General features: G+C 35.8%; 19 protein-coding genes. 8 read left to right on the forward strand and 11 right to left on the reverse strand.

Translation table 11 applies throughout. From position 1 onward, the window contains the following. Positions 1–16 precede the first annotated feature (16 nt). Complete coding sequence (locus tag RNZ47_RS05040; protein ID WP_311937312.1) at positions 17–751, forward strand: LytR/AlgR family response regulator transcription factor; 735 nt, start codon at positions 17–19, stop codon at positions 749–751. A 33-nt stretch (positions 752–784) separates the two neighbouring features. Further along, positions 785–1,300, forward strand: coding sequence for a gamma carbonic anhydrase family protein (locus RNZ47_RS05045; protein WP_311937316.1), 516 nt, complete (start codon positions 785–787; stop codon positions 1,298–1,300). 142 nt (positions 1,301–1,442) lie between these two features. Here RNZ47_RS05045 and RNZ47_RS05050 read toward each other — a convergent pair whose 3' ends face one another. The 9 genes from RNZ47_RS05050 to RNZ47_RS05090 form a co-directional block, all read right to left on the reverse strand. Next, positions 1,443–2,540: a hypothetical protein gene (locus RNZ47_RS05050; RefSeq protein WP_311937319.1), complete on the reverse strand. Its 1,098-nt coding sequence runs from the start codon at positions 2,538–2,540 to the stop codon at positions 1,443–1,445. A gap of 15 nt (positions 2,541–2,555) precedes the next feature. Continuing rightward, on the reverse strand, positions 2,556–3,335 hold the full coding sequence (gene murI, locus RNZ47_RS05055) for a glutamate racemase (protein WP_311937321.1): 780 nt from the start codon (positions 3,333–3,335) through the stop codon (positions 2,556–2,558). Positions 3,336–3,512: 177 nt separating this feature from the next. Then, complete coding sequence (locus tag RNZ47_RS05060; RefSeq protein ID WP_311937324.1) at positions 3,513–4,019, reverse strand: OmpH/Skp family outer membrane protein; 507 nt, start codon at positions 4,017–4,019, stop codon at positions 3,513–3,515. A gap of 43 nt (positions 4,020–4,062) precedes the next feature. After that, positions 4,063–5,133, reverse strand: coding sequence for an OmpH/Skp family outer membrane protein (locus RNZ47_RS05065; protein ID WP_311937327.1), 1,071 nt, complete (start codon positions 5,131–5,133; stop codon positions 4,063–4,065). Positions 5,134–5,331: 198 nt separating this feature from the next. Continuing rightward, a complete protein-coding gene (locus RNZ47_RS05070; RefSeq protein WP_311937501.1) occupies positions 5,332–7,944 on the reverse strand; it encodes a BamA/OMP85 family outer membrane protein in 2,613 nt (870 codons plus the stop codon). Next, complete coding sequence (uppS, locus tag RNZ47_RS05075; RefSeq protein WP_311937330.1) at positions 7,916–8,656, reverse strand: undecaprenyl pyrophosphate synthase; 741 nt, start codon at positions 8,654–8,656, stop codon at positions 7,916–7,918. Before uppS ends, RNZ47_RS05070 begins: the two co-directional genes overlap by 29 nt. A gap of 1 nt (position 8,657) precedes the next feature. After that, positions 8,658–9,347: a type IX secretion system protein PorG gene (gene porG, locus RNZ47_RS05080; RefSeq protein WP_311937333.1), complete on the reverse strand. Its 690-nt coding sequence runs from the start codon at positions 9,345–9,347 to the stop codon at positions 8,658–8,660. A gap of 112 nt (positions 9,348–9,459) precedes the next feature. After that, positions 9,460–10,344, reverse strand: coding sequence for an NAD kinase (locus RNZ47_RS05085; RefSeq protein ID WP_311937335.1), 885 nt, complete (start codon positions 10,342–10,344; stop codon positions 9,460–9,462). A gap of 4 nt (positions 10,345–10,348) precedes the next feature. Continuing rightward, positions 10,349–11,008, reverse strand: coding sequence for a CBS domain-containing protein (locus RNZ47_RS05090; RefSeq protein WP_311937337.1), 660 nt, complete (start codon positions 11,006–11,008; stop codon positions 10,349–10,351). 89 nt (positions 11,009–11,097) lie between these two features. Here RNZ47_RS05090 and RNZ47_RS05095 point away from each other — a divergent pair, with 89 nt between their 5' ends. The 6 genes from RNZ47_RS05095 (at position 11,098) to clpX (ending at position 16,683) form a co-directional block, all read left to right on the forward strand. Beyond that, positions 11,098–11,811, forward strand: a complete 714-nt coding sequence (locus RNZ47_RS05095; protein WP_311937340.1) for a pyridoxine 5'-phosphate synthase — start codon at positions 11,098–11,100, stop codon at positions 11,809–11,811. 22 nt (positions 11,812–11,833) lie between these two features. Further along, entirely contained in the window at positions 11,834–12,631 is a 798-nt protein-coding gene (locus tag RNZ47_RS05100) for an alpha/beta fold hydrolase (RefSeq protein ID WP_311937342.1), read from the forward strand. 30 nt (positions 12,632–12,661) lie between these two features. After that, a complete protein-coding gene (locus tag RNZ47_RS05105) occupies positions 12,662–13,009 on the forward strand; it encodes a phage holin family protein (RefSeq protein WP_311937344.1) in 348 nt (115 codons plus the stop codon). Positions 13,010–13,152: 143 nt separating this feature from the next. Continuing rightward, positions 13,153–14,481, forward strand: coding sequence for a trigger factor (gene tig / locus RNZ47_RS05110; protein WP_311937347.1), 1,329 nt, complete (start codon positions 13,153–13,155; stop codon positions 14,479–14,481). A gap of 218 nt (positions 14,482–14,699) precedes the next feature. Further along, positions 14,700–15,374 carry an ATP-dependent Clp endopeptidase proteolytic subunit ClpP gene (gene clpP, locus RNZ47_RS05115; protein WP_311937350.1) on the forward strand — a complete coding sequence of 225 codons (675 nt, stop codon included), beginning with the start codon at positions 14,700–14,702 and terminating at the stop codon, positions 15,372–15,374. A gap of 76 nt (positions 15,375–15,450) precedes the next feature. Further along, positions 15,451–16,683, forward strand: coding sequence for an ATP-dependent Clp protease ATP-binding subunit ClpX (gene clpX / locus RNZ47_RS05120; protein ID WP_311937351.1), 1,233 nt, complete (start codon positions 15,451–15,453; stop codon positions 16,681–16,683). Between the two features lie 301 nt (positions 16,684–16,984). Here the strand turns inward: clpX and RNZ47_RS05125 are convergent, their stop codons facing one another. Both RNZ47_RS05125 and RNZ47_RS05130 read right to left on the reverse strand, forming a co-directional pair. Continuing rightward, complete coding sequence (locus RNZ47_RS05125) at positions 16,985–18,610, reverse strand: OmpA family protein (protein WP_311937353.1); 1,626 nt, start codon at positions 18,608–18,610, stop codon at positions 16,985–16,987. A 133-nt stretch (positions 18,611–18,743) separates the two neighbouring features. Further along, positions 18,744–20,258: a GH3 auxin-responsive promoter family protein gene (locus RNZ47_RS05130; RefSeq protein ID WP_311937356.1), complete on the reverse strand. Its 1,515-nt coding sequence runs from the start codon at positions 20,256–20,258 to the stop codon at positions 18,744–18,746. Positions 20,259–20,306 lie beyond the last annotated feature (48 nt).

The raw sequence follows: 20,306 nt of genomic DNA on the forward strand, positions 1-20,306 counted from the left end.
AATAAGGAATACCAACATGAAACTAACCTCAATCATAGTCGAAGACGAAGAGACCAGCAGACAAATTCTAAAGAATTACCTAAAAAAATACTGCCCAAACGTTACGGTTTTGGGCGAAGCAGAAAATGTTGAAGAAGCCTTGGTGTTAATTAGAAACAACGATTTGGATTTGGTGTTTCTCGATGTGGAAATGCCCTATGGCAACGCCTTCGATTTGCTCGATAAAGTAGGCGATATCAATTTTGAAACCGTATTTGTAACCGCGTACAATCATTATGCGATAGACGCTTTAAATGCCCACGCCTCCTATTATTTAATGAAACCAATTTCTATCGACGAGCTCATTAAAGCCGTCGATTACGTTACCGAAATAAAAACCAAGGAAGAGGCACTCCAAAACCAAGTATTGGTTCCAAAAACAAATACGGTTAACGGTAAAATAACCATTCCACAGCAAAACGGTTTCGAGGTTATTAACACCTCCGATATTCTGTATTGTAAAGCCGACGATAACTACACCGAAATCTACCTTAATACGAATAAAAAGAAAGTGGTAAGTAAAACACTTAAATATTTTGAAGATATTTTAAAGGATAGTGGTTTTGCCCGTGTGCACAAATCGCATTTGGTCAATGTAAACGAAGTGGTAAAATATATGAAAGGCAAAGGCGGAAGCGTAATACTTAGCAACGGAAAAGAAATTATGGTTTCAGCATCAAAAAAATCAGCTTTGTTATCGTATTTTAAATAGTCAATAATCAATAGAAAATAATCAATTCAAGTGATGCCAATAATAAAACCAGTAAACGGAAAACACCCACAAATCCCCAGCGATTGTTACATTGCCGAAAACGCCACTATTGTTGGTGATGTCGTTATGGGAAACCAATGCAGCGTATGGTTCAGTGCCGTAATTCGTGGCGATGTACATTACATAAAAATGGGCAATAAAGTCAATGTGCAAGACGGCGCGGTTATACACGCCACCTACCAAAAAGCACCCACAACTATTGGCGATAACGTGTCCATTGGGCACAATGCCATCGTGCACGGATGTACCATTCACGACAATGTTTTGGTGGGCATGGGCAGTATTATTATGGACGATTGCGTTGTAGAGAGCAACAGTATTATTGCGGCAGGCGCGGTGGTTACGCAAAACACCAGGGTAGAAGCTGGCAGCATTTATGCGGGTGTTCCGGCAAAAAAAGTGAAAGATATCAGTCAAGAACTCATTTCGGGCGAAATAGACCGTATCGCAAACAATTATATAAAATATTCAGGTTGGTTTAAAGAGTAATGTCATTTCGAGTGATTCCGATTTTTTTATCGGAATAGTATCGAGAAGTTGGGCGTTACCCTAAAAAGGGTCGCGCTTTCGGTAGTCGCTTCCTCCTGCGTCGGCGAGCTCCAACAGATGCCTCAATCGCTAACGCAAAGTATTATTTCAATTTTAAAAATGATTTCATTTGTTGAGAATTTTTTAATTTCTTGAATTCAATAGTGTGAGTTTTACTTTCATTAAATCTTACGGATTTTTTGGAAGCATAAAAAACATCATCTACCAAGCCAAAAGAAATAATAAAAAAACTTCTGTTCACTGGAATTTCAACTTCATTGTTTTCAACATTCAAAACAGTATTATTTTTTTTGTCAATTATATAAGTTTGAATTGCATCCAAATCAGTACTTAATTCTAATTTAATTTTTATTTTTTCTTCATTTGGAGCAAATTTGTCAATATTTATCCAACCTAATTTAGATGTTTCAATACTATTATAAAAACTGTTATACATTAACTGAGATTGAGATATATTAGCTAGCATGTCTTCATAGGTTTTCCAAGATTTCAAATTAGATAAAGTGTCGTTAACAACATATAAACTATCTATTTTTGGATAAATATATTTGTACTCACTTAAACTTAAATAGCCCAAAGTATCAATTTCGTTATAATACATGTCAACTCCATATAAAGAAGATGAGATAGTGTCAATAAAGCTTTGAGATGTATAGAATAGAGAATAGAACTTCTTTTCTTCCAAATTGATATCGGTTTCTTCCCAATTCATATTATCATCTTTGTCTCTAGCGCCATAAAATATTATCATATTGTTTTCATTACTGGATTTTGGGAATTGAACAGAAATTGTTTTTCCTTTTTTTAAAGTTAATGATTCGCTGCTATTTTTGACTAGTATTTCTATTTTAAAAGCACCACCAGAAATTAACCATTTTTCATTAGAAACGGTCTGAGTATTTGCATTTAATAAATCTTGTTTAGTAGTTAACTCTATTAAATTAACGAGTAAAGAATCTTTAATATTTGGGCCGCTTAAAATGCCCTCTAAGTCTTCAATTTTAAAAATAATTTTTGTTCCTTTTTTTCCTTGAATTTGTATGATTGAATTTGGAGCAACAAAAAATTGCTGTGTTAATTCAGGTTCAAAATCTAAAGTTCCTTTAAGTCTTTCCTTTTGAATATTATCTTGACAATTAAGGAAAAAGAATAGTAATGGAATTGTAAAAAATTTATTCAAAATGTAATTATTAAATTAAAACTCCAAATAGTTTACATCAAAATTCATACCTAAAAGCGATTGCATCACTTCAGGATTTCCATTAGTGAAAAACTCATTTTTAGTATTTAATACTTGACTGTTTAACAAATTATGTTGCTTTAACACCGCCTTGGTTTGTCGCGCCACAGCTTCACCCGAATCTATAATTTTCACATGACTTGGTAACAAATCAATAAGTAAAGGCATTAAATAGGGGTAATGCGTACAGCCTAAAACCAAATAATCAATGTTAGCATCAATCATGGGTTTTAAGTAAAGCTTTAGTAAGGTTCGCATTTCATCTGAATGTAAATTTCCGCTTTCAATTAGCTCAACAATGCCTTCGCCATCTTGTTCAATAACCTTAATATTACTGGCAAACAACCCAGAAGTTTTCGAGAATAACGCACTGCTTAAGGTACCTTTCGTGGCCAATATGCCAATGGCATGTGCTTTGGTTTGTAAAGCTGCTGGTTTTATGGCAGGTTCAATGCCAATAAATGGCACATTATATGAGTTGCGTAAATAATCAATCGCATTGGTCGTGGCGGTGTTGCAGGCTACGACAATAAGTTTACAGTTTTTACTAAGTAAATATTCGGTGTTTTTTATACTCAGTTTAATAATGGCTTCTTTTCCTTTTGGTCCATAGGGCGCATTGATGCTGTCGGCCAAATAAATCGTGTTTTCGTTAGGTAAAAGAGAATGAATTTCTTTCCAAATAGACGTGCCACCAACACCAGAATCGAAAATACCAATAGGAAGTTTGCTCATAATTTTGTCTGGTCGAGCGCAGTCGAGACCTTCTTTTTAAACTTTAAACTACTAATGTGTACAGCCTCTCGACTGTGCTCGAGGGGACATTTGGTTAAAGTAATACTATTTTAAAGAAAAGCAAAAAAGCCGCCTTGTTTAAGGCAGCTTTTAAATTATTATTTAATAAAGGATGGTTTAAATTCCTAACTCCTTTTTTACATCGTCAAGTAGATTTTTGCCATCAGCCATAATCATAACCCCTTGTGCAGAATCTAAAACATAGTCAAATCCTTGGGCTCTGGCTACCTTTAAAATAGCTGTTTTAGCTTTCTCGGTTATAGGCTTTAAAAGCTCCATTTCCTTAGTTTGTAAATCTTGTTGTGCTTGCCCTTGAAACTGACGGATATTTTGCTCCATAGTTTGTACTTCTTGAGCTCTTTTAGTATTCTCTTCTTGAGTTTTTGAAGCCGCTTCAGCATCGTATTGCTTTACCTTGTTTTGAAATTCGGTAGCCATGGTTTGAATATCTGTTTGGTAAGTTTTACCAAGTGTTTCAAGTTGTGTTTGGGCTGCTTTCATTTCTGGCATAGCAGTAATTAATTCCTGTGTATTTATATGGGCAACTTTACTTTGAGCTTGTGTAAAACTAACTGTTCCTATACATAATGCCGTTGCTAATAAAATAGTTTTAAATTGTTTCATTTTTAAAAAGTATTAAAGTATTAATGTGTTATAAATTGTTTTGTTAATTATTGTTTATACTGTCTTTTGTTTTTTGGCGTTCTTCCAATATTTTTTTCTTTCTATCCTCAAGTGCTTTTTTCCTTGCTTCTCTTTCTTTTAGTTTCTTTTGTCTGTTTTCTTCAATTAGTTGTGCTTTTGTTTTGGTTTCTCCGGTTGTGTTTTCATCAGCGGATTTACCCGTTTCAGCGCCTGTTGTTTTGTTTTTTGCATCTAGTTTAGCTTGCTTCGCTTTGGCGCGATCGTCTAATATTTTTTGACGTCTTTCTGCAGCTGCTTTTACCTTGGCTTCACGAGCTGCTAATTTCTCTTGTCTTGCTTTTTCAACGGCACTTTCTCTGGCCGCTTTTTTTTCTTCCAACGCTCTTTGACGTTCTTCCAATTCTAAATTAACCTCTGGTACAACCTCTTCTTTTTCAGCTTCTTTTCGTTCGGCTTTGGTTTGTACTTGTTTGCGTTTTGATGCTCTTTTGATACTTCTTAAAATCTGCTCGCTTAAATCGAATTGCTTTGCCGAATAAAGCATTACAACATCGGCGGATTTATCGAATATAAAATCGTACTTTCTGCTTCCGGCCAAATCTTGCACTGCAGCAAAAATTTGATCTTGTATGGGTTGCATTAATTGCTTTTTCTGAATCATTAAATCGCCATTGGGTCCAAAACGCTTTTGTTGGTAATCTAAAATTTCCTGTTCCTCAAAAGTTATATCTTCATCGCGTTCATCAATAAGTGCCTTTGTTAAAAGTGCTTTTTCGTTGCTTAAATCCTTTCGTTTTTGTTCAACAGCACTCAATTTAGCTTGAATTTCAGAATTCCATTTCTGAGCCTTTTCATCTAATTGTGCCATGGCTTCTTGGTATTCCGGAACGTTTTCTAAAATATACTCGGTGTCTATATAACCAATTCGAACACCGCGTTGTGCATGTATCGACAGGCTTAATGTAAACATTACTATCAGTAAAAAAAGAACTTTTAATTTCATGTGGCTATAAATACCTCTATTTTTTGACACATGCAACTCAGATATATTATTTTGTTCAAACTTTAAATTTTTCAACAATGTTTGTTTCATCTGTTTAATATTTTTATAATTTATTGGCTATAAATTCTAAAATAGACAGATGATGGTTTGGTTTTAATTCTGTCATTTTTTGAATTGTATCTTCAAAATTAACGAATTTTAATCTGAAAAATTTCAATTCTTACTCAAATCATCTAGTTGTTATTAGAAAATATCGTGCCAAAGTAAATTTTACTATATCAATAATGATTAAAACTGTTGTCCTATTATAAAGTGCGTTTCCCAACCATTCTTTACAGTTTCCCCTGGTAAGGCATCGAATCCATGACCAAAATCAATCCCTAATAAACCAAACGCCGGCATGAAAATACGAATCCCTAAACCAGCAGATCGTTTAATGCTGAATGGGTTGTAATCTCTAAAACTGTTATAAGATGCACCGCCTTCTAAAAAGCCCAATGCATAAATTTTTGCTGATGCTTTTAATGTAATTGGGTAACGAAGCTCTAATGAAAACTTGTTGTAAATCGTGCCACCATCTTGATCGGATAACGATTGATTTGGGTATCCACGAAGCGCGATAGATTCTCTTCCATCTAAACTATAACTGCCTAAACCATCGCCACCAACAAAGAAACGCTCAAAAGGAATTACCCCTCTATCATTGTTGTAAGCTCCTAAAAATCCAAATTCGGCACTTGGTTTTAATACAAGGTCTTTTACAATTTCCGCGTACCAATCGGCTTTAAAGTTTATTTTATAAAACTCCAACCATTTGTAACGCTCTTGGTCAATTTCCCCAACTCTGTCTGAGGCTTCGGTTCTTTCATCAATAGGTCTGGTTGAATCGCTCACTATAACCTCCAATGCATCGCGTTCTTCTTTAAGTGCTTTATAATTCACATCATTAAACAACGAATAAGGAACGGAAAACTTTGCGGTAGCCGAAAAATTTGAACCACCCGTTGGGTAAATAGGATCAATTCGCGTGTTGTTTCTGCTTAAACCAATGGTGTATGATAAGTTGTTTGAGTCTCCATTTCCAAAAGTAAATAAGCCTGTGTTGTAGTTTTGTAAATCGTAGTGCTGAAAACTTACGGCTTGCGATAATGTAAAATAATCGTCTGGAACGGTTAAACGTTTTGCCAAACCAACTGAAATCCCCGTGATATTGAAACGCTTACTTTTATCGGCATTTCGTGTAATGGGGTTGTATAAAAACTGTTTGGTATGCGATAGCGATGTTGAAAACTGCACGGGTTTTTTACCACCCAACCAAGGCTCTGAAAAAGAGAAACTATAGGTTTGGTAAAAACGACTGGCCTGTAAACGCAACGCTAATTTTTGCCCGTCGCCCATTGGGATGGGTTTATAAGCGTCTTTTTTAAAGATGTCCTTTATTGAAAAGTTGTTAAACGAAAGTCCAAGCGTACCAATAAAACCGCCGCCGCCGTAACCACCTTGCAGTTCTATTTGGCTGGAACCTGTTTCTTTAACAGAATATTCCATATCAATAGTCCCTTCGTCTGGATTTGGGTTGTTAAAGTTTGGTGAGATTTCCTGGGCATCGAAAAAGCCCAGTTGTCCCAATTCCCGTACCGAACGCACCACGTTTTCTTTACTGTACAGCTGCCCAGGGCGTGTGCGTAACATACGGTAAATTACATGGTCGTTGGTTTTGTCGTTTCCAACAACCGATACTTTATTAAAATAGGCTGGTTTTCCTTCTGTTATTCTAATTTCCATATCAATAACATTTCCATCGGCATTGACTTCAACGGGATTGATAGACGAAAATAAATATCCGCTATTTTGATATAGGTTTGTGATGTCTGCGGCATCGGGTTTCGAGTTGTCCGCAATACGCTCTTGTAATAACACACCGTTATAGGTGTCGCCTTTGTTAATGCGTAAATATCGTCTTAATTGCTCGTTTGAATATACCGTATTACCAATAAAGGTAATATCGCCAAAGGTGTATTGCTCGCCTTCATTAACATTAATATGAAGTGAAACGGTTTTGTTATCGTCGTTTACGATTAAGCTATCCGATAAAATACGCGCATCCCTATAACCGTTTTCTTTATATTTATCAATGATTTTAGATAAATCTTCTTGATAAGCAGAATCAACAAACTTTGAGCGTTTTAAGATGCGGAGTCGGTTAATTTTTTTTGTATTTTTCATGGCCTTTCTAAGCTTTTTATCGCTTAAAATGTCGTTGCCGTTAAATACAATATCCTTAACCTTAACTTTTTCGCCTTTGTCGATATTTACCACCATGTTCACCCTAGCTGTTTCTATAGAGTCTTTTACATCAATGGTATTTATAAGTATTTTGGTGTTGTAAAAACCTTCTTTTCTATATTTCTTATTAAGGAAGTTTTTGGTATTTGTAATCAGGTTTTCGGTTACTTTGGTGCCTTTTTTTAAACCGGCATCTTTAATAATGGCTTCTTTTTTACCTTTTTTTATGCCGTTTATTTTCAACTCGTTAAGCTGTGGTAAATCCGACAACCTAATTTCCAAATGCGCTACATCGCCTTCAATTTTGGTGATGTATATTTCTATATCGTTAAATAATTTTGAGTTCCAAAGTTTTTTTATGGCAGTGCTAATATCCTCTCCTGGGATAGTCATTTCCTTGCCTTTGCTTAAACCGGAATAAGTAACTATGGTTTGCTCGCTAAAACTGGTGTTACCAGAAACAGTAACGCTTCCTAAGGTGTATTTTTTACCATCGCTATATGGTAATTCTTGTGCTTGAATGCTAAAACTGCACAATGTTATTATTGCTAATAAACAGTGTTTTAAAGTTGTCAAAGATAAAATATTAGCTAAGTTGTTCACTTGTTTTCCCAAATCGTCGTTCTCTTTTTTGATATTCAATAATAGCTTCGTACAAATGTTTCTTTTTAAAATCCGGCCAGAGTACATCGGTAAAATATAGCTCTGCGTACGCTATTTGCCAGAGCAAAAAATTGCTTATGCGTTGTTCGCCACTGGTTCTAATAAGCAAATCTACATCTGGTAAATTTTGCGTGTAAAGATGCTTATTAATTATCGATTCATCAATTTTTTCGGGCGAAATTATATTATTTTTAACTTTAATACTAATCTCTTTAACAGTATTTAGGATTTCTTCCCTAGAGCCATAGCTTAAAGCTAGGGTTAAAGTCATTCTGTTATTGCTTTTTGTGCTGTTTATAACCTCATGCAATTCTTTATAGACTTTTTTAGGTAAGGTATTAAGATTGCCAATGGCCGAAAGTTTAATATTGTTGTCTTGAAGTGTTTTTATTTCTTTTTTTAATGAAGATACCAACAGCTTCATTAGGGTTTGCACTTCTAGTTTTGGGCGGTTCCAATTTTCGGTTGAAAACGCGTACAATGTTAAGTTTTCTATACCCAATTCAGCTGAAGCTTCAACCGTTTCACGAACCGCTTTGGTGCCGTTTTCGTGCCCAAAAGCACGCAACATACCTTTTTGCTTTGCCCAACGGCCGTTGCCATCCATAATAATCGCAACGTGTTTTGGTAGTTTGTTAATATGTATGTTTTCTTTTAAATCCATTTTAATCTGTAGGGCAATAGCAAGGGTTTAAGCCAAAAGTATAGGTTAGCGTTACACCCGAAAACACATACCAATCGTTATTGTTTATATTGCCAAATCTGTATTGTTGATTTGCTTGATTTTCTGGGAGGCTACCATCTATTCCATCAGAAAACGTGTAACGTGCCCCAATCTCGATAGCTACAATAATGTTGCCAAAAAGATTGGCTTTTGCACCCAACGCCATAGGTATACCGAAAGCCCAACTGGAACTGTTCTCCGGGGTTTGTACGCCATTTAAAAAATAATAGTTGTCATGCTTTGCCACACTTATGCCCGAATATATATATGGTGTCGCAATTTTTTCGCCGGTATGCAAATTGAAATCGAAAAAGGTAAACTCTATACCTGCCGAAATTTCCAATAAATTGGAATCGAATTTATAACCGCGCTGTATGCGCCTTGGGTCGTCTGAATCTATATCATTGGCCTTTAAATCAGAATATATCAACGAGGCTCTCCACGAGTGTCTCGGACTCGCATTCCATTTGTAAATTAATCCCAAAGTAGGGCTGTTTGGCGAGATGTAGTTTGTAGCTCCAACATCTCCAATAAAATTACTGCCACCGGCAAAAACGCCAATTTCGTTAATTTGAGAATGGCTTAATTGAAAGCTTAAAATGCTAAATGTTAATATGATTAAATACCTCATTGGTGTTCAAAAGTTTGCAAATATAATAAATAAGATTTGACTGTTGCTATTTGAAGTAAACAGTATTTCTGTAAAACAGTTTTTCTTATAAATTATTGTTTTTTAGCAAGCCTTAATTGCGTTTGTCTTCGCCCCAAAGCAGTTTTTTTCGAAGGGTGTCTAAAAAGCTTTCATTTAAAAGGTCGATCATTTTAATTTTGAACGAGGCCTTTTTTATTTTAATCAACGTGCCGTTATCTAAAGTCGCAATTCTGGAATCGAGCGATACTAAATGCTGTTCTTCCCTGCCATCTACTTTTAGTTGTATTTCGGTGGTATCTGGAACCACCAAAGGGCGGGCACTTAAATTATGAGGTGCAATGGGCGTTAACACAAAGCTATTGGCGCCTGGTGTTATTACGGGGCCGCCGCAACTTAAAGAGTAGCCAGTTGAACCGGTTGGCGTTGAAACGATTAGGCCATCACTCCAATAGGATGTTAAATATTCGTTATCCAAATGGGTTTCAACCGTTATCATTGAGGTTGTGTTTTTTCGGCTAACGGTTACTTCGTTTAAGGCAAAATTAAGTGCCGTTATCGTATCGTTTTTTGGAGTGGTTTCAACGGCAAGCAAACTGCGTTCGGATATTTTGTACTTGCCATCAATAATATCCTGTATCGCGTTTTCAATACCATCAACCTGTATGGTTGCCAAAAAACCCAATCTGCCGGTATTAATGCCTATAATGGGAATACCCATGTCTTGTACAAAAGTAATGGCCCGTAAAATGGTACCATCGCCACCAACACTTACCAACAAATCGAAAGAGGTGTCTAAGGCATCAAATGTTTTAAATGAGGTGTAGCCTTTTTTGTTGGGCTCTTCGTTTTTTATAAGGTTGAAAAATTCGGTTTCAATATAGGCATCTAAATTGTTTTTCAATAAATAATTAAAAAGGGTTTCAACCGAAATGGTGGTGCGCTCATTGTAAAATCGTCCAAAAACAGCAACTTTCATAAATCTATATGTCTAAATATTTTCTTAAATAATCCGATCGCTCTTTGAGGCTTTCGTTATAATTATCTCCTTCATGTCCAAAAACGATATTATAGCTGTATCTGCGGAAGGTTTGGGTGATGTCGTTTAAACTGGAATTGCTAATTTTCAGCGTAATTTGCACCACATCATTTTTAATTTTTGAAACAAAAGCGCCTAAAAGCTTGCCGTTGTTAGACTCGACAATTTGACTTATTTCGCTAAACGAATAATCCGTTAAACCTTTTTCAATAACCAAAATACCGCCAGCTTCAAAAAAGAACGGGGTTTCGTTAAAAAGACCAATAACGTCATTTAACTCATAATACCCCAAATACACATTCCTGTCGCTTAAAACCGGCATGATATTAGCGGCGTTTTTTGCAAAGGCTTCAAGCACATCTAACCAAATCGTGGTGTCCCTAACGTAAAAATCTTCAAGGGCATAAGCGTATTCGCTAAGTAATTTGCCGCCTTCAAAACAATGCGCATCGGTTTCAGAAAAACTACCCAAATACCTGTTGTTTTCATCTTTAACCGGAATATGGGAATAGGTTAACTGATTGAATAACTGCTGTAAATCGCTTATTGTGCTATCGTTATTTAAAGGTTTTATGTCGTTTATTATGTATTCTGTAAGTTTCATTGCCTGACTTTGTAAGTATGCAAATTAATCAAAAAAATAGTATATAAAGGTGTTCTACTTTGTATTTTTGTCTTGTAAAAAAGGGACAGATGACAAAGTTAAGCGTAAATATCAATAAAATAGCAACTTTAAGAAATTCGCGAGGTGGCGATATGCCCAATGTGGTGCAGTTCGCTAAAGATGCTCAGCGTTTTGGGGCAGAAGGTATAACCATTCATCCAAGGCCAGACGAGCGCCATATCCGTTATCAAGATGCACGCGATTTAAAACCAGAGGTTTATACCGAATATAATATTGAAGGCAATCCCATAAAAAAGTTTATAGATTTGGTTTTAGAAGTGGCGCCTACGCAAGTTACTTTAGTGCCCGATGCAGTTGATGCCATAACAAGCAATTCCGGTTGGGACACCATTAAACACAAAGATTTTTTGGTTGAGGTTATAAAGGAATTTAAACAAAACGGCATAAGAACATCTATTTTTGTCGATCCCGTTTTAAAACAAATTGAAGGTGCTAAAAATACAGGAACAGATAGGATTGAACTGTACACCGAAGCCTTTGCACATCAATACGATTTTGGGAATAAAGACGCCATAAAACCATATGCTACATGTGCGGAATTGGCAAATAAGTTGGGCTTGGGCATTAATGCGGGTCACGATTTATCGTTGGAAAACATTGAGTTTTTTAAAGATAATATGCCTAATTTGTTGGAGGTTTCAATTGGGCACGCGCTTATTTCTGAAAGCTTATATTTAGGTGCCGAAAACGTGATACAGATGTATTTGCACAAATTAAAATAAGTAGGCAGTAAGTACTAAATAATTGATAAATACTAGTGAATTAGTGGCAAAACAAGATATTTTACATTCAAACATTATAGGGAAAGGGCAGCCATTTGTTATTCTACATGGCTTTTTGGGCATGAGCGATAACTGGAAAACCCATGGCAATAACCTTAGCGAACATGGTTTCGAGGTGCATTTGGTCGACCAAAGAAACCACGGGCGAAGTTTTTGGAGCAACACATTTAATTATGAAACCCTGGCCAACGATTTAAAACACTATTGCGAGGTGCACGATTTGAAGGATATTATTCTGCTCGGGCATTCCATGGGCGGAAAAACAGCCATGTTGTTTGCGGCACAATATCCAGAATTGGTGTCTAAGTTATTGGTTGCCGATATTTCACCCCGATTTTACCCCATTCACCACGAAGCCATTTTAGAGGGCTTAAGTGCTTTGAATTTTGATGTGATAAAAAGCAGGGGCGAAGCCGATACTGTTTTGAGCGACCATGTTTCCAACTTAGGCACTCGTCAATTTTTACTTAAAAATCTGTATTGGGTTGAAAAAGGCAAACTGGCATTGCGTATTAATTTAGAGGTTTTAAAAGATGAAGTTGCCGAAATTGGCGAAGCGCTTCCAAGTTATGCAAGATTTGAAAAAGACACCTTGTTTTTACGAGGCGATCGATCGGAATATATTGGTGTTGATGATGAGCGCTTTATTGCAAATCATTTCCCAAGCGCCAAAATAGTTACCATTGCAAATTCGGGGCATTGGTTACATGCCGAAAACCCGAAGGCTTTTTTTGAAGCGGTCATTCAATTTGTTTCTTAGATTTTGTACATTTATTAAAATAATAAAATTATGAATCTTATTCTTAAACTCCTTTTAAACGCGGTAGCCGTTTTTATTTTAGCCCACTTGCTTTCCGGTGTACATGTTGATGGTTACACAGGCGCCTTAATTGTGGCCTTAGTGCTTTCGGTTTTAAATTTACTTGTAAAGCCCATTTTGGTAATTTTTACTTTGCCGGCCACCATCTTAACCTTAGGGTTGTTTCTGCTGGTTATAAATGCTATAATTATTCTTTTGGCTAGTAATTTAGTAAACGGTTTTTCGGTCGATGGTTTTTGGTGGGCATTGCTCTTTAGTATCCTATTGTCAATTTTAGAATCCATCCTGCATTCAATCTTAAAAGAAGATAAAAAATAGGCTGTAATTCAACGCATTAAAAACTTTGTTGGGATGTAAAAATATATTATTTTTGCATCCCAATTTTGATTACATAAATTATAGGTTTTAAAAAAAGAAACCTTTTTGTTAAATGCCTGATTAAAGGCTATATATCATTTAAAATGAACATTACAAGAGAAAACGTTGATGCGTTAAACGCGGTAGTAAAAGTAGATATTGCTAAAGAAGATTATAGCGAGAAAGTAGAAAAAATATTATCGGATTACCGTAAAACGGCTAATATTCCTGGTTTTAGAAAAGGACACGTGCCTATGGGTATGGTAAAAAAACAATACGGAAAAGCGGTTTTGGTTGATGAGGTAAACAAGCTTTTACAAGATGCTTTGAACAAATATCTAACTGAAGAAAAGTTAGATGTTCTGGGGCAGCCATTACCAAAAACACAAGATGAAATTGACTGGGATGCTGAAGGGTTTTCTTTTGAATTCGAATTAGGTCTGGCACCAGAATTTGAGGTTAACTTAACAAGCAAAAAAGCCATTACGCAGTACAATATTATTGCTGATGATAAGATGATTGATGAGCAAATTGAACGTATTCAAAAACAATACGGGAAATTGATATCTCAGGATACGGTTGAAAAAGACAGCGAAATTACGGGAACTTACACCAACGAAGAAAAAGAGATTGATAACACCGTAACCTTAACTTTAGATAAATTTAAAGGAAAAGCAACGGCGAAACAATTTGTTGGCGCAAAAGTTGGCGACGTTATTGTGTTAAAAACAAAAGGACTTTATGATGATGAGCACGAGTTGATGCATGCATTAAAATTAGGTCACGACGAAGTTCATGGTTTGGATATTGAGGTGTCTTTCACAATTACAGAAATCAACAAACGCGAGTTGGCAGATTTAGATCAAGAGTTATTCGACAAGCTTTTTGGAAAAGAAGGCGTAACTTCTGTTACCGAATTAAAAGCAAAAATTAAGGAAGATGCCGAAAAGCAATTTGTGCAACAAGCCGATCAAAAGCTTTTAAACGACGTTACCGAATATTTAGTTGAAAACACAAAATTCGATTTACCGGCAGAATTTTTAACCAAATGGATGCAAACCGCGGGTGAGCAAGAAATGGACGAAGCGCAGGCCAAAGAAGAGTACGAGAAGTCTGAAAAAAGCTTGCGTTACCAATTGATTGAAGGCAAGCTGATTGAGGAAAACAATATTCAAGTCACTATGGATGATATTAAAAATCATGCTAGGGAAATGATAAAAGGGCAAATGGCTCAGTTTGGTCAAATGAATCCGTCAGATAAAGAATTGGACGATATCGCTGCTAGGGTTTTAGGGAACCAAGACGAGGCACGTCGTATTTCAGAACAATTAATAAGTCAAAAATTATTAGCGCTTTATAAGGAAAAAGCAAACCTAAAAGTAAAGGAATTGAGTTACGAAAAGTTTGTTAAAGAAGTATACGGCGATAAATAAATCAAATAATAATTCCTTATATTTAGGCACTTAAATCGGCAGATTTAAGTGCCTTTTTATTCAACAAAATAATCCAATAAAAAAAGTTTGGCTTATTTTAATGCTAATCAACGGATTACAATCTGTTAAGAAGCAAGCTCACGGGGCAAGTATAAAGAAAGTCTTAATATTTCAAAGTATTAAAATCTCGATTATCGAGTAAATTATTAAAATTAACTATGGATTACGCAAAAGAGTTTGAAAAATTCGCGATAAAAGATCAAGGAATTAACAGTACGTATTACAATAAAATCATCAGTAGTATGTACCCAACAAACCTCACACCAAATATTATTGAAGAACGCCAAATGAACATCGCTGTTTTTGATGTGTTTTCGCGTTTAATGATGGACAGAATCATTTTTTTAGGAACAGGAATTAACGACCAAGTTGCTAATATTGTTCAAGCACAATTACTGTTTCTAGAAAGTACCGATGCCTCAAAAGACATACAAATTTACATCAACTCTCCGGGTGGAAGTGTATATGCAGGTTTAGGTATTTATGATACCATGCAGTTTATAAAACCAGATGTGGCCACTATTTGCACCGGAATGGCAGCATCCATGGGTGCCGTGTTATTGTGCGCTGGCGAAAAAGGAAAACGCAGTGGTTTAACACACTCTCGTGTTATGATTCACCAACCACTTGGTGGTGCGCAAGGACAAGCCAGTGATATTGAAATTACGGCAAGAGAAATTTTAACCTTAAAGGAAGAACTTTACAAAATAATTAGTAAGCATTCGGGTCAAGATTACGACAAAGTGTTTGAAGATAGCGATAGAGATTATTGGATGAAAGCCGATAAAGCTAAAGAATACGGTATGATTGATGAGATTTTAGTCCGTAGTTAAATAATTTTTTTGTAATTTTATAAGATTGTTATAGAGGGATTTATAAGAATTCTCATCTTCTTAAATATAAAGATTAATGGCAAAGGAAGAACTAGAATGCTCGTTTTGTGGGCGAAAAAAACCAGAAACGAATTTATTAATAGCTGGATTGGATGCTCATATTTGCGACCGTTGTATCGAGCAGGCGCATGGCATTGTGATTGAAGAATCCAAGCAAACCGATAGCAGTGACTTATCTGCTGAGTTGAAGCTAAGAAAGCCGCAACAAATTAAAGATTTTCTAGACGAATATATTATAGGACAGGACATGACCAAAAAAGTAATGTCTGTTGCTGTTTATAATCACTATAAAAGGTTATTGCAACCGCTTTCAAATGATGATATCGATATTCAAAAATCGAATATTATTATGGTTGGACAAACCGGAACGGGAAAAACACTAATGGCCAAAACAGTGGCAAGAATGCTTAATGTGCCTTTGGCCATTGTTGATGCTACCGTTTTAACCGAAGCGGGTTATGTTGGCGAAGACGTAGAAAGTATTTTAACAAGATTGCTTCAAGCGGCCGATTATAATTTGGAAAAAGCGGAAAAAGGTATTGTTTTTATTGATGAAATTGATAAGATTGCCCGTAAAAGCGATAACCCATCTATTACGCGCGACGTTTCGGGCGAAGGGGTGCAGCAAGCTTTACTAAAGCTTTTGGAAGGTACCGTTGTAAATGTGCCACCTAAGGGCGGACGTAAACATCCGGACCAAAAATTTATTGAGGTTAATACCGAAAATATCCTGTTTATCGCCGGTGGTGCTTTTGATGGCATTGACCGTGTAATTTCTAAACGATTAAATATGCAAGCGGTTGGTTATAGCGCTTCCATGTCTGATGATGTGGTAGACCAAGATCATTTGCTTCAATATATTATTCCGAAAGATTTGAAGGATTTTGGATTAATTCCTGAGATTATTGGGCGACTTCCTGTGCTAACCTATATGGATCCGTTGGATGCTAAAACCTTGCGCGCTATTTTAACAGAGCCTAAAAACGCCATTATAAAGCAGTATAAAAAGCTGTTTGCCATGGACGATATAGAGTTTACCATTACCGATGGCGCTCTTGATTTTATAGTGGGGAAAGCCATTGAGTATAAACTTGGTGCAAGAGGATTACGTTCGTTATGCGAAGAAATATTAACAGACGCCATGTTTGAATTGCCAAGTAGCGACGAAAAGAAACTTAATGTTACTAAAATGTACGCTGAAGGCAAATTAACCAAAACCACAATAAAGAAACTCAAAGCGGTTTCTTAAGTTTTCAGGACTTAAAGACTATAAAAAAAACCACGCAATTTGCGTGGTTTTTTGTTTTATGGATGTTAATTAATAATGGACACTATGACTAATTTTTTATTAGAATACAACAGTTTTTTAATGAGGATTGTTAAAAATATTATGTTGAATTTTTGTCGTATAGCAATTAATACGTTTTAAAAGTATATTTAATTATAAAGTTCACAAAAAGTTTTTTAAGCTTTTAGATGATTAGACGAAATACTCGTTTAAACACTTTTTAACCTTGCATTTAGTCGGATTTAATAAACAACAGCGTCCCTTAATCCAAAATAACAAACTCGATACGACGGTTAGATTGATGCTCCTCATCTGTACACGAATTGGTTTTGCAATCAATTAACGGTTTTGTTTCGCCGTAACCTTTTGATGATAATCTGCTTTTAGCAATGCCGTTTTTAATTAAATAGTTTACTGCAGATTCTGCTCTTTGTTTAGATAATTTCAAATTATAAGCATCGTTGCCTCTAATATCGGTATGAGCATTAATGGCTAGTGTAATGTCGGGATTATCATTTAGTACTTTTATGATTTTATTTAACGAAATAGTCGACTCTTCTTTGATGCTGTACTTTGCAAAATCGAAATAAATATTTTCCAACACAATTCTTAATTCATCATCAACTTCGGCAATCACAGGTTCGGTGGTATTCAGCTCTAAATCTTTATTGTATGTAGTATCAAAATTTCTATTTGCTAAAAATTCAAATGCAGCATCTTTAAAACCATCTTTTTCGGTGTGCAACGTGTACAATTCAAAAGGCACAATATTGTCAAAGTTAAATGCCCCGGAGGCATTTGTCATTTGTCTTGCTACTTCATTGTTGTCTTCATCTTTTAATATGATAAGCGTATTTGGCAATTTGATTTTTGTAACCAAATCAATGGCTTTTCCTTCTAAAGATTGAACAATTTCGTCATTAACCGCAGTATAAATATCAAAACTGCCTTTCCCGTTGGGTTTGTTTGAAGACACATAACCTTTGGTTTTTGTGGCTAAAAAATAGGCAATTTCGTCGTAACTGGTATTGATGGTGTTTCCAAGATTTCTTGGTGCTTTATACGAATCACTCAGAATTCTACTTACAAACAAATCATAACCACCAAAACTTTGATGCCCTTTTGAGGAGAAATACAAATGTTTCCCATCCATGGATAACGACGGATATTTTTCATCGGAAGTGGTGTTGATGGAATGCCCTAGATTTTTAGGTGTGTCTAAGGTGCCATCGGCTTTAACGTTGGCTACATAAATATCGTAGCCGCCAATAGATCCGGGCATATTGGAGGAGAAATAAAGCTTGTCGCCGGATCGGCTTAAAAAAGGCGTTTCAATGGAAACATTGTTTTTATTGATGCTTAGCAGTTCCACATTAACCCAATTTCCGTGCGAGCCTTCTTCTAGATTGGCTTTGTATAATTTATATTCGAGTGAATTTTTTCGGTTACTTCTTGTAAAATAAACGGTTTTTTGATCTGGTGAAAACGTAAGTTGGTCTTCATTATCGTTGGTGTTCAATATCCTTGAAAATAATAAAGGCCGGCTTAGTGTTCCGTTTTTACTAATATCCAAACAAAACAATTCTTTGTAAGCTTCGTTTGTGTTCACATCAATTTTTGCCAATCCACCCAGTTTTTTGGTCGACACCAAAATGAGTTTGTTTCTAAAAAAACCCGTGCCAATTTCTGAGAATTTGGTATTAACGCCAGCATCTAAAAGTTCAAAATCAAAACCGTTAGCACCAATGTCGATAGGTGAAACGGAAGTATTATTAGTATATGTTAAAGCGGGTTTTGAGGTGTTGATATTTCCTGCGATGAGATTTGACCCTTGGCTAAATATTAAATTTGAGATAAGACAAATGATAACGAATACCTTGGTTTTCATTTTAATAGAGGGTTTTGGATTAATTAGGATTTTAAAAATAGTTGTTAATCCAATATAAAATGAAATTTACTAGACTAAGTACGATTTAATTCGTTAAGTCATTGTTTGTCAGGGGTTTTTGATCGTTGAAAATTTAGGTATTTAAACGCAGCAAATCATCTAAATAATCCCTGGTGTTGGAGAGTCTGGGTATTTTATGTTGGCCGCCTAATTTGTTGTTCTCCTTAAGCCAATCATAAAATAAGCGTTCACGAGCCATGTGTATTTTAGGTTTGTTAAGGGTTAGGTTGTTGTAGCGTTTAGCTTCGTAATCTGAGTTTAACGCCTTTAAAGTATTGTCGAACAATTCATTAAAATAACCCAGGTCTTTTGGTGGTGTTTTAAATTCAATCAGCCACTCGTGTGCGCCCTTTTCTTTGCCGTTCATAAAAATGGGTGCAGCCGTGTAATCTACAATTTCAGCTTTGGTGCGCTTGCACACTTTTTTCAAGGCATCTTCGGCATTTTCAATAATAAGTTCTTCGCCAAAAACATTAATATGGTGTTTGGTTCTGCCGGAAACCTTTATTCTATACGGATGCAAAGAAGTAAACCGAACGGTATCACCAATTTTATAACGCCATAAACCGGCATTTGTGGTGATGACCACCGCGTAATTCTGGTTGAGCTTTACGTCGCTTAACGGAATAGCTTTTTCTTCCGAAGTTGCATAAACATCCATGGGAATGAATTCATAAAAAATGCCGTAATCCAACATCAATAATAATTCACTTGAATTGTTTTGGTCTTGAATGGCAAAAAATCCTTCTGAAGCATTGTATATTTCGTAATACTTAAAACTGTTTTTAGGCAGTATTTTTTTGTATTGATCGACATAAGGCGTAAAACTAACACCGCCATGAAAGTACACCTCTAAATTGGGCCAAACATCAAATAAACTCTGTTTGCCCGTGGTTTTCAAAACATTGTTTAATAGCACGAGCATCCATGAGGGCACGCCGGCCAAACTGGTAACATTCTCGTTTATGGTTTCATCAACAATAGCTTGCATCTTATATTCCCAATCGCTCATTAACGAGACTTTGTTGCTTGGGGTGCTGCTAAATTCTGCCCAAAAAGGCATGTTGTCGATTAAAATGGCCGACAGATCACCAAAAAGAGTACCGTTTTCTTTGTACAATTCCTTACTTCCGCCCAAGCGTAAACTTTTGCCCGTAAACAACTGCGAATCCTCGTTATTGTTGAGATACATGCACAACAAGTCTTTTCCGGCGGCGTAATGGCAGTCTTCTAAAGATTCGCTGCTAACCGGAATAAATTTACTTTTGGCATTGGTGGTGCCGCTAGATTTTGCAAACCATTTTATGGGACTCGGCCAAAAGATATTGGTTTCACCCCTGCGCGATCGCTCAATAACATCCTGCCAACCTTCGTAGTTTTTTATAGGTATACGCTCTGCAAATGTGCTGTAATTGGTAATGGACGCAAAATCGTACTGTTTGCCAATTTCGGTATCTTTAGCAGTGTTTATAAGGCTTAAAAGCAATTCGTTTTGTACTTCGTTTGGGTATTTTAAAAATAAATCGATTTGATGAAATCGTTTTTTTAAAAACCAAGAAGCAATAGAATTTACTAAAGGAATTGGCATATTTATTTTATCTTTAAGTTCTTAAAAATAAGACTTTTTTTTATGAAA

It is taken from the genome of Hwangdonia seohaensis (assembly GCF_031932625.1).
GTDB lineage: Bacteria > Bacteroidota > Bacteroidia > Flavobacteriales > Flavobacteriaceae > Hwangdonia > Hwangdonia seohaensis.

What these genes read in the sequence shown, in the direction of transcription:
- RNZ47_RS05040 (WP_311937312.1), top strand. Translation starts at nt 17, where the DNA reads ATGAAACTAACCTCAATCATAGTCGAAGACGAAGAGACCAGCAGACAA.
- RNZ47_RS05045 (WP_311937316.1), top strand. Translation starts at nt 785, where the DNA reads ATGCCAATAATAAAACCAGTAAACGGAAAACACCCACAAATCCCCAGC.
- murI (WP_311937321.1), bottom strand. Translation starts at nt 3,335, where the DNA reads ATGAGCAAACTTCCTATTGGTATTTTCGATTCTGGTGTTGGTGGCACG.
- RNZ47_RS05060 (WP_311937324.1), bottom strand. Translation starts at nt 4,019, where the DNA reads ATGAAACAATTTAAAACTATTTTATTAGCAACGGCATTATGTATAGGA.
- RNZ47_RS05065 (WP_311937327.1), bottom strand. Translation starts at nt 5,133, where the DNA reads ATGAAACAAACATTGTTGAAAAATTTAAAGTTTGAACAAAATAATATA.
- uppS (WP_311937330.1), bottom strand. Translation starts at nt 8,656, where the DNA reads ATGGATTTAAAAGAAAACATACATATTAACAAACTACCAAAACACGTT.
- porG (WP_311937333.1), bottom strand. Translation starts at nt 9,347, where the DNA reads ATGAGGTATTTAATCATATTAACATTTAGCATTTTAAGCTTTCAATTA.
- RNZ47_RS05085 (WP_311937335.1), bottom strand. Translation starts at nt 10,344, where the DNA reads ATGAAAGTTGCTGTTTTTGGACGATTTTACAATGAGCGCACCACCATT.
- RNZ47_RS05090 (WP_311937337.1), bottom strand. Translation starts at nt 11,008, where the DNA reads ATGAAACTTACAGAATACATAATAAACGACATAAAACCTTTAAATAAC.
- RNZ47_RS05095 (WP_311937340.1), top strand. Translation starts at nt 11,098, where the DNA reads ATGACAAAGTTAAGCGTAAATATCAATAAAATAGCAACTTTAAGAAAT.
- RNZ47_RS05105 (WP_311937344.1), top strand. Translation starts at nt 12,662, where the DNA reads ATGAATCTTATTCTTAAACTCCTTTTAAACGCGGTAGCCGTTTTTATT.
- tig (WP_311937347.1), top strand. Translation starts at nt 13,153, where the DNA reads ATGAACATTACAAGAGAAAACGTTGATGCGTTAAACGCGGTAGTAAAA.
- clpP (WP_311937350.1), top strand. Translation starts at nt 14,700, where the DNA reads ATGGATTACGCAAAAGAGTTTGAAAAATTCGCGATAAAAGATCAAGGA.
- clpX (WP_311937351.1), top strand. Translation starts at nt 15,451, where the DNA reads ATGGCAAAGGAAGAACTAGAATGCTCGTTTTGTGGGCGAAAAAAACCA.
- RNZ47_RS05125 (WP_311937353.1), bottom strand. Translation starts at nt 18,610, where the DNA reads ATGAAAACCAAGGTATTCGTTATCATTTGTCTTATCTCAAATTTAATA.
- RNZ47_RS05130 (WP_311937356.1), bottom strand. Translation starts at nt 20,258, where the DNA reads ATGCCAATTCCTTTAGTAAATTCTATTGCTTCTTGGTTTTTAAAAAAA.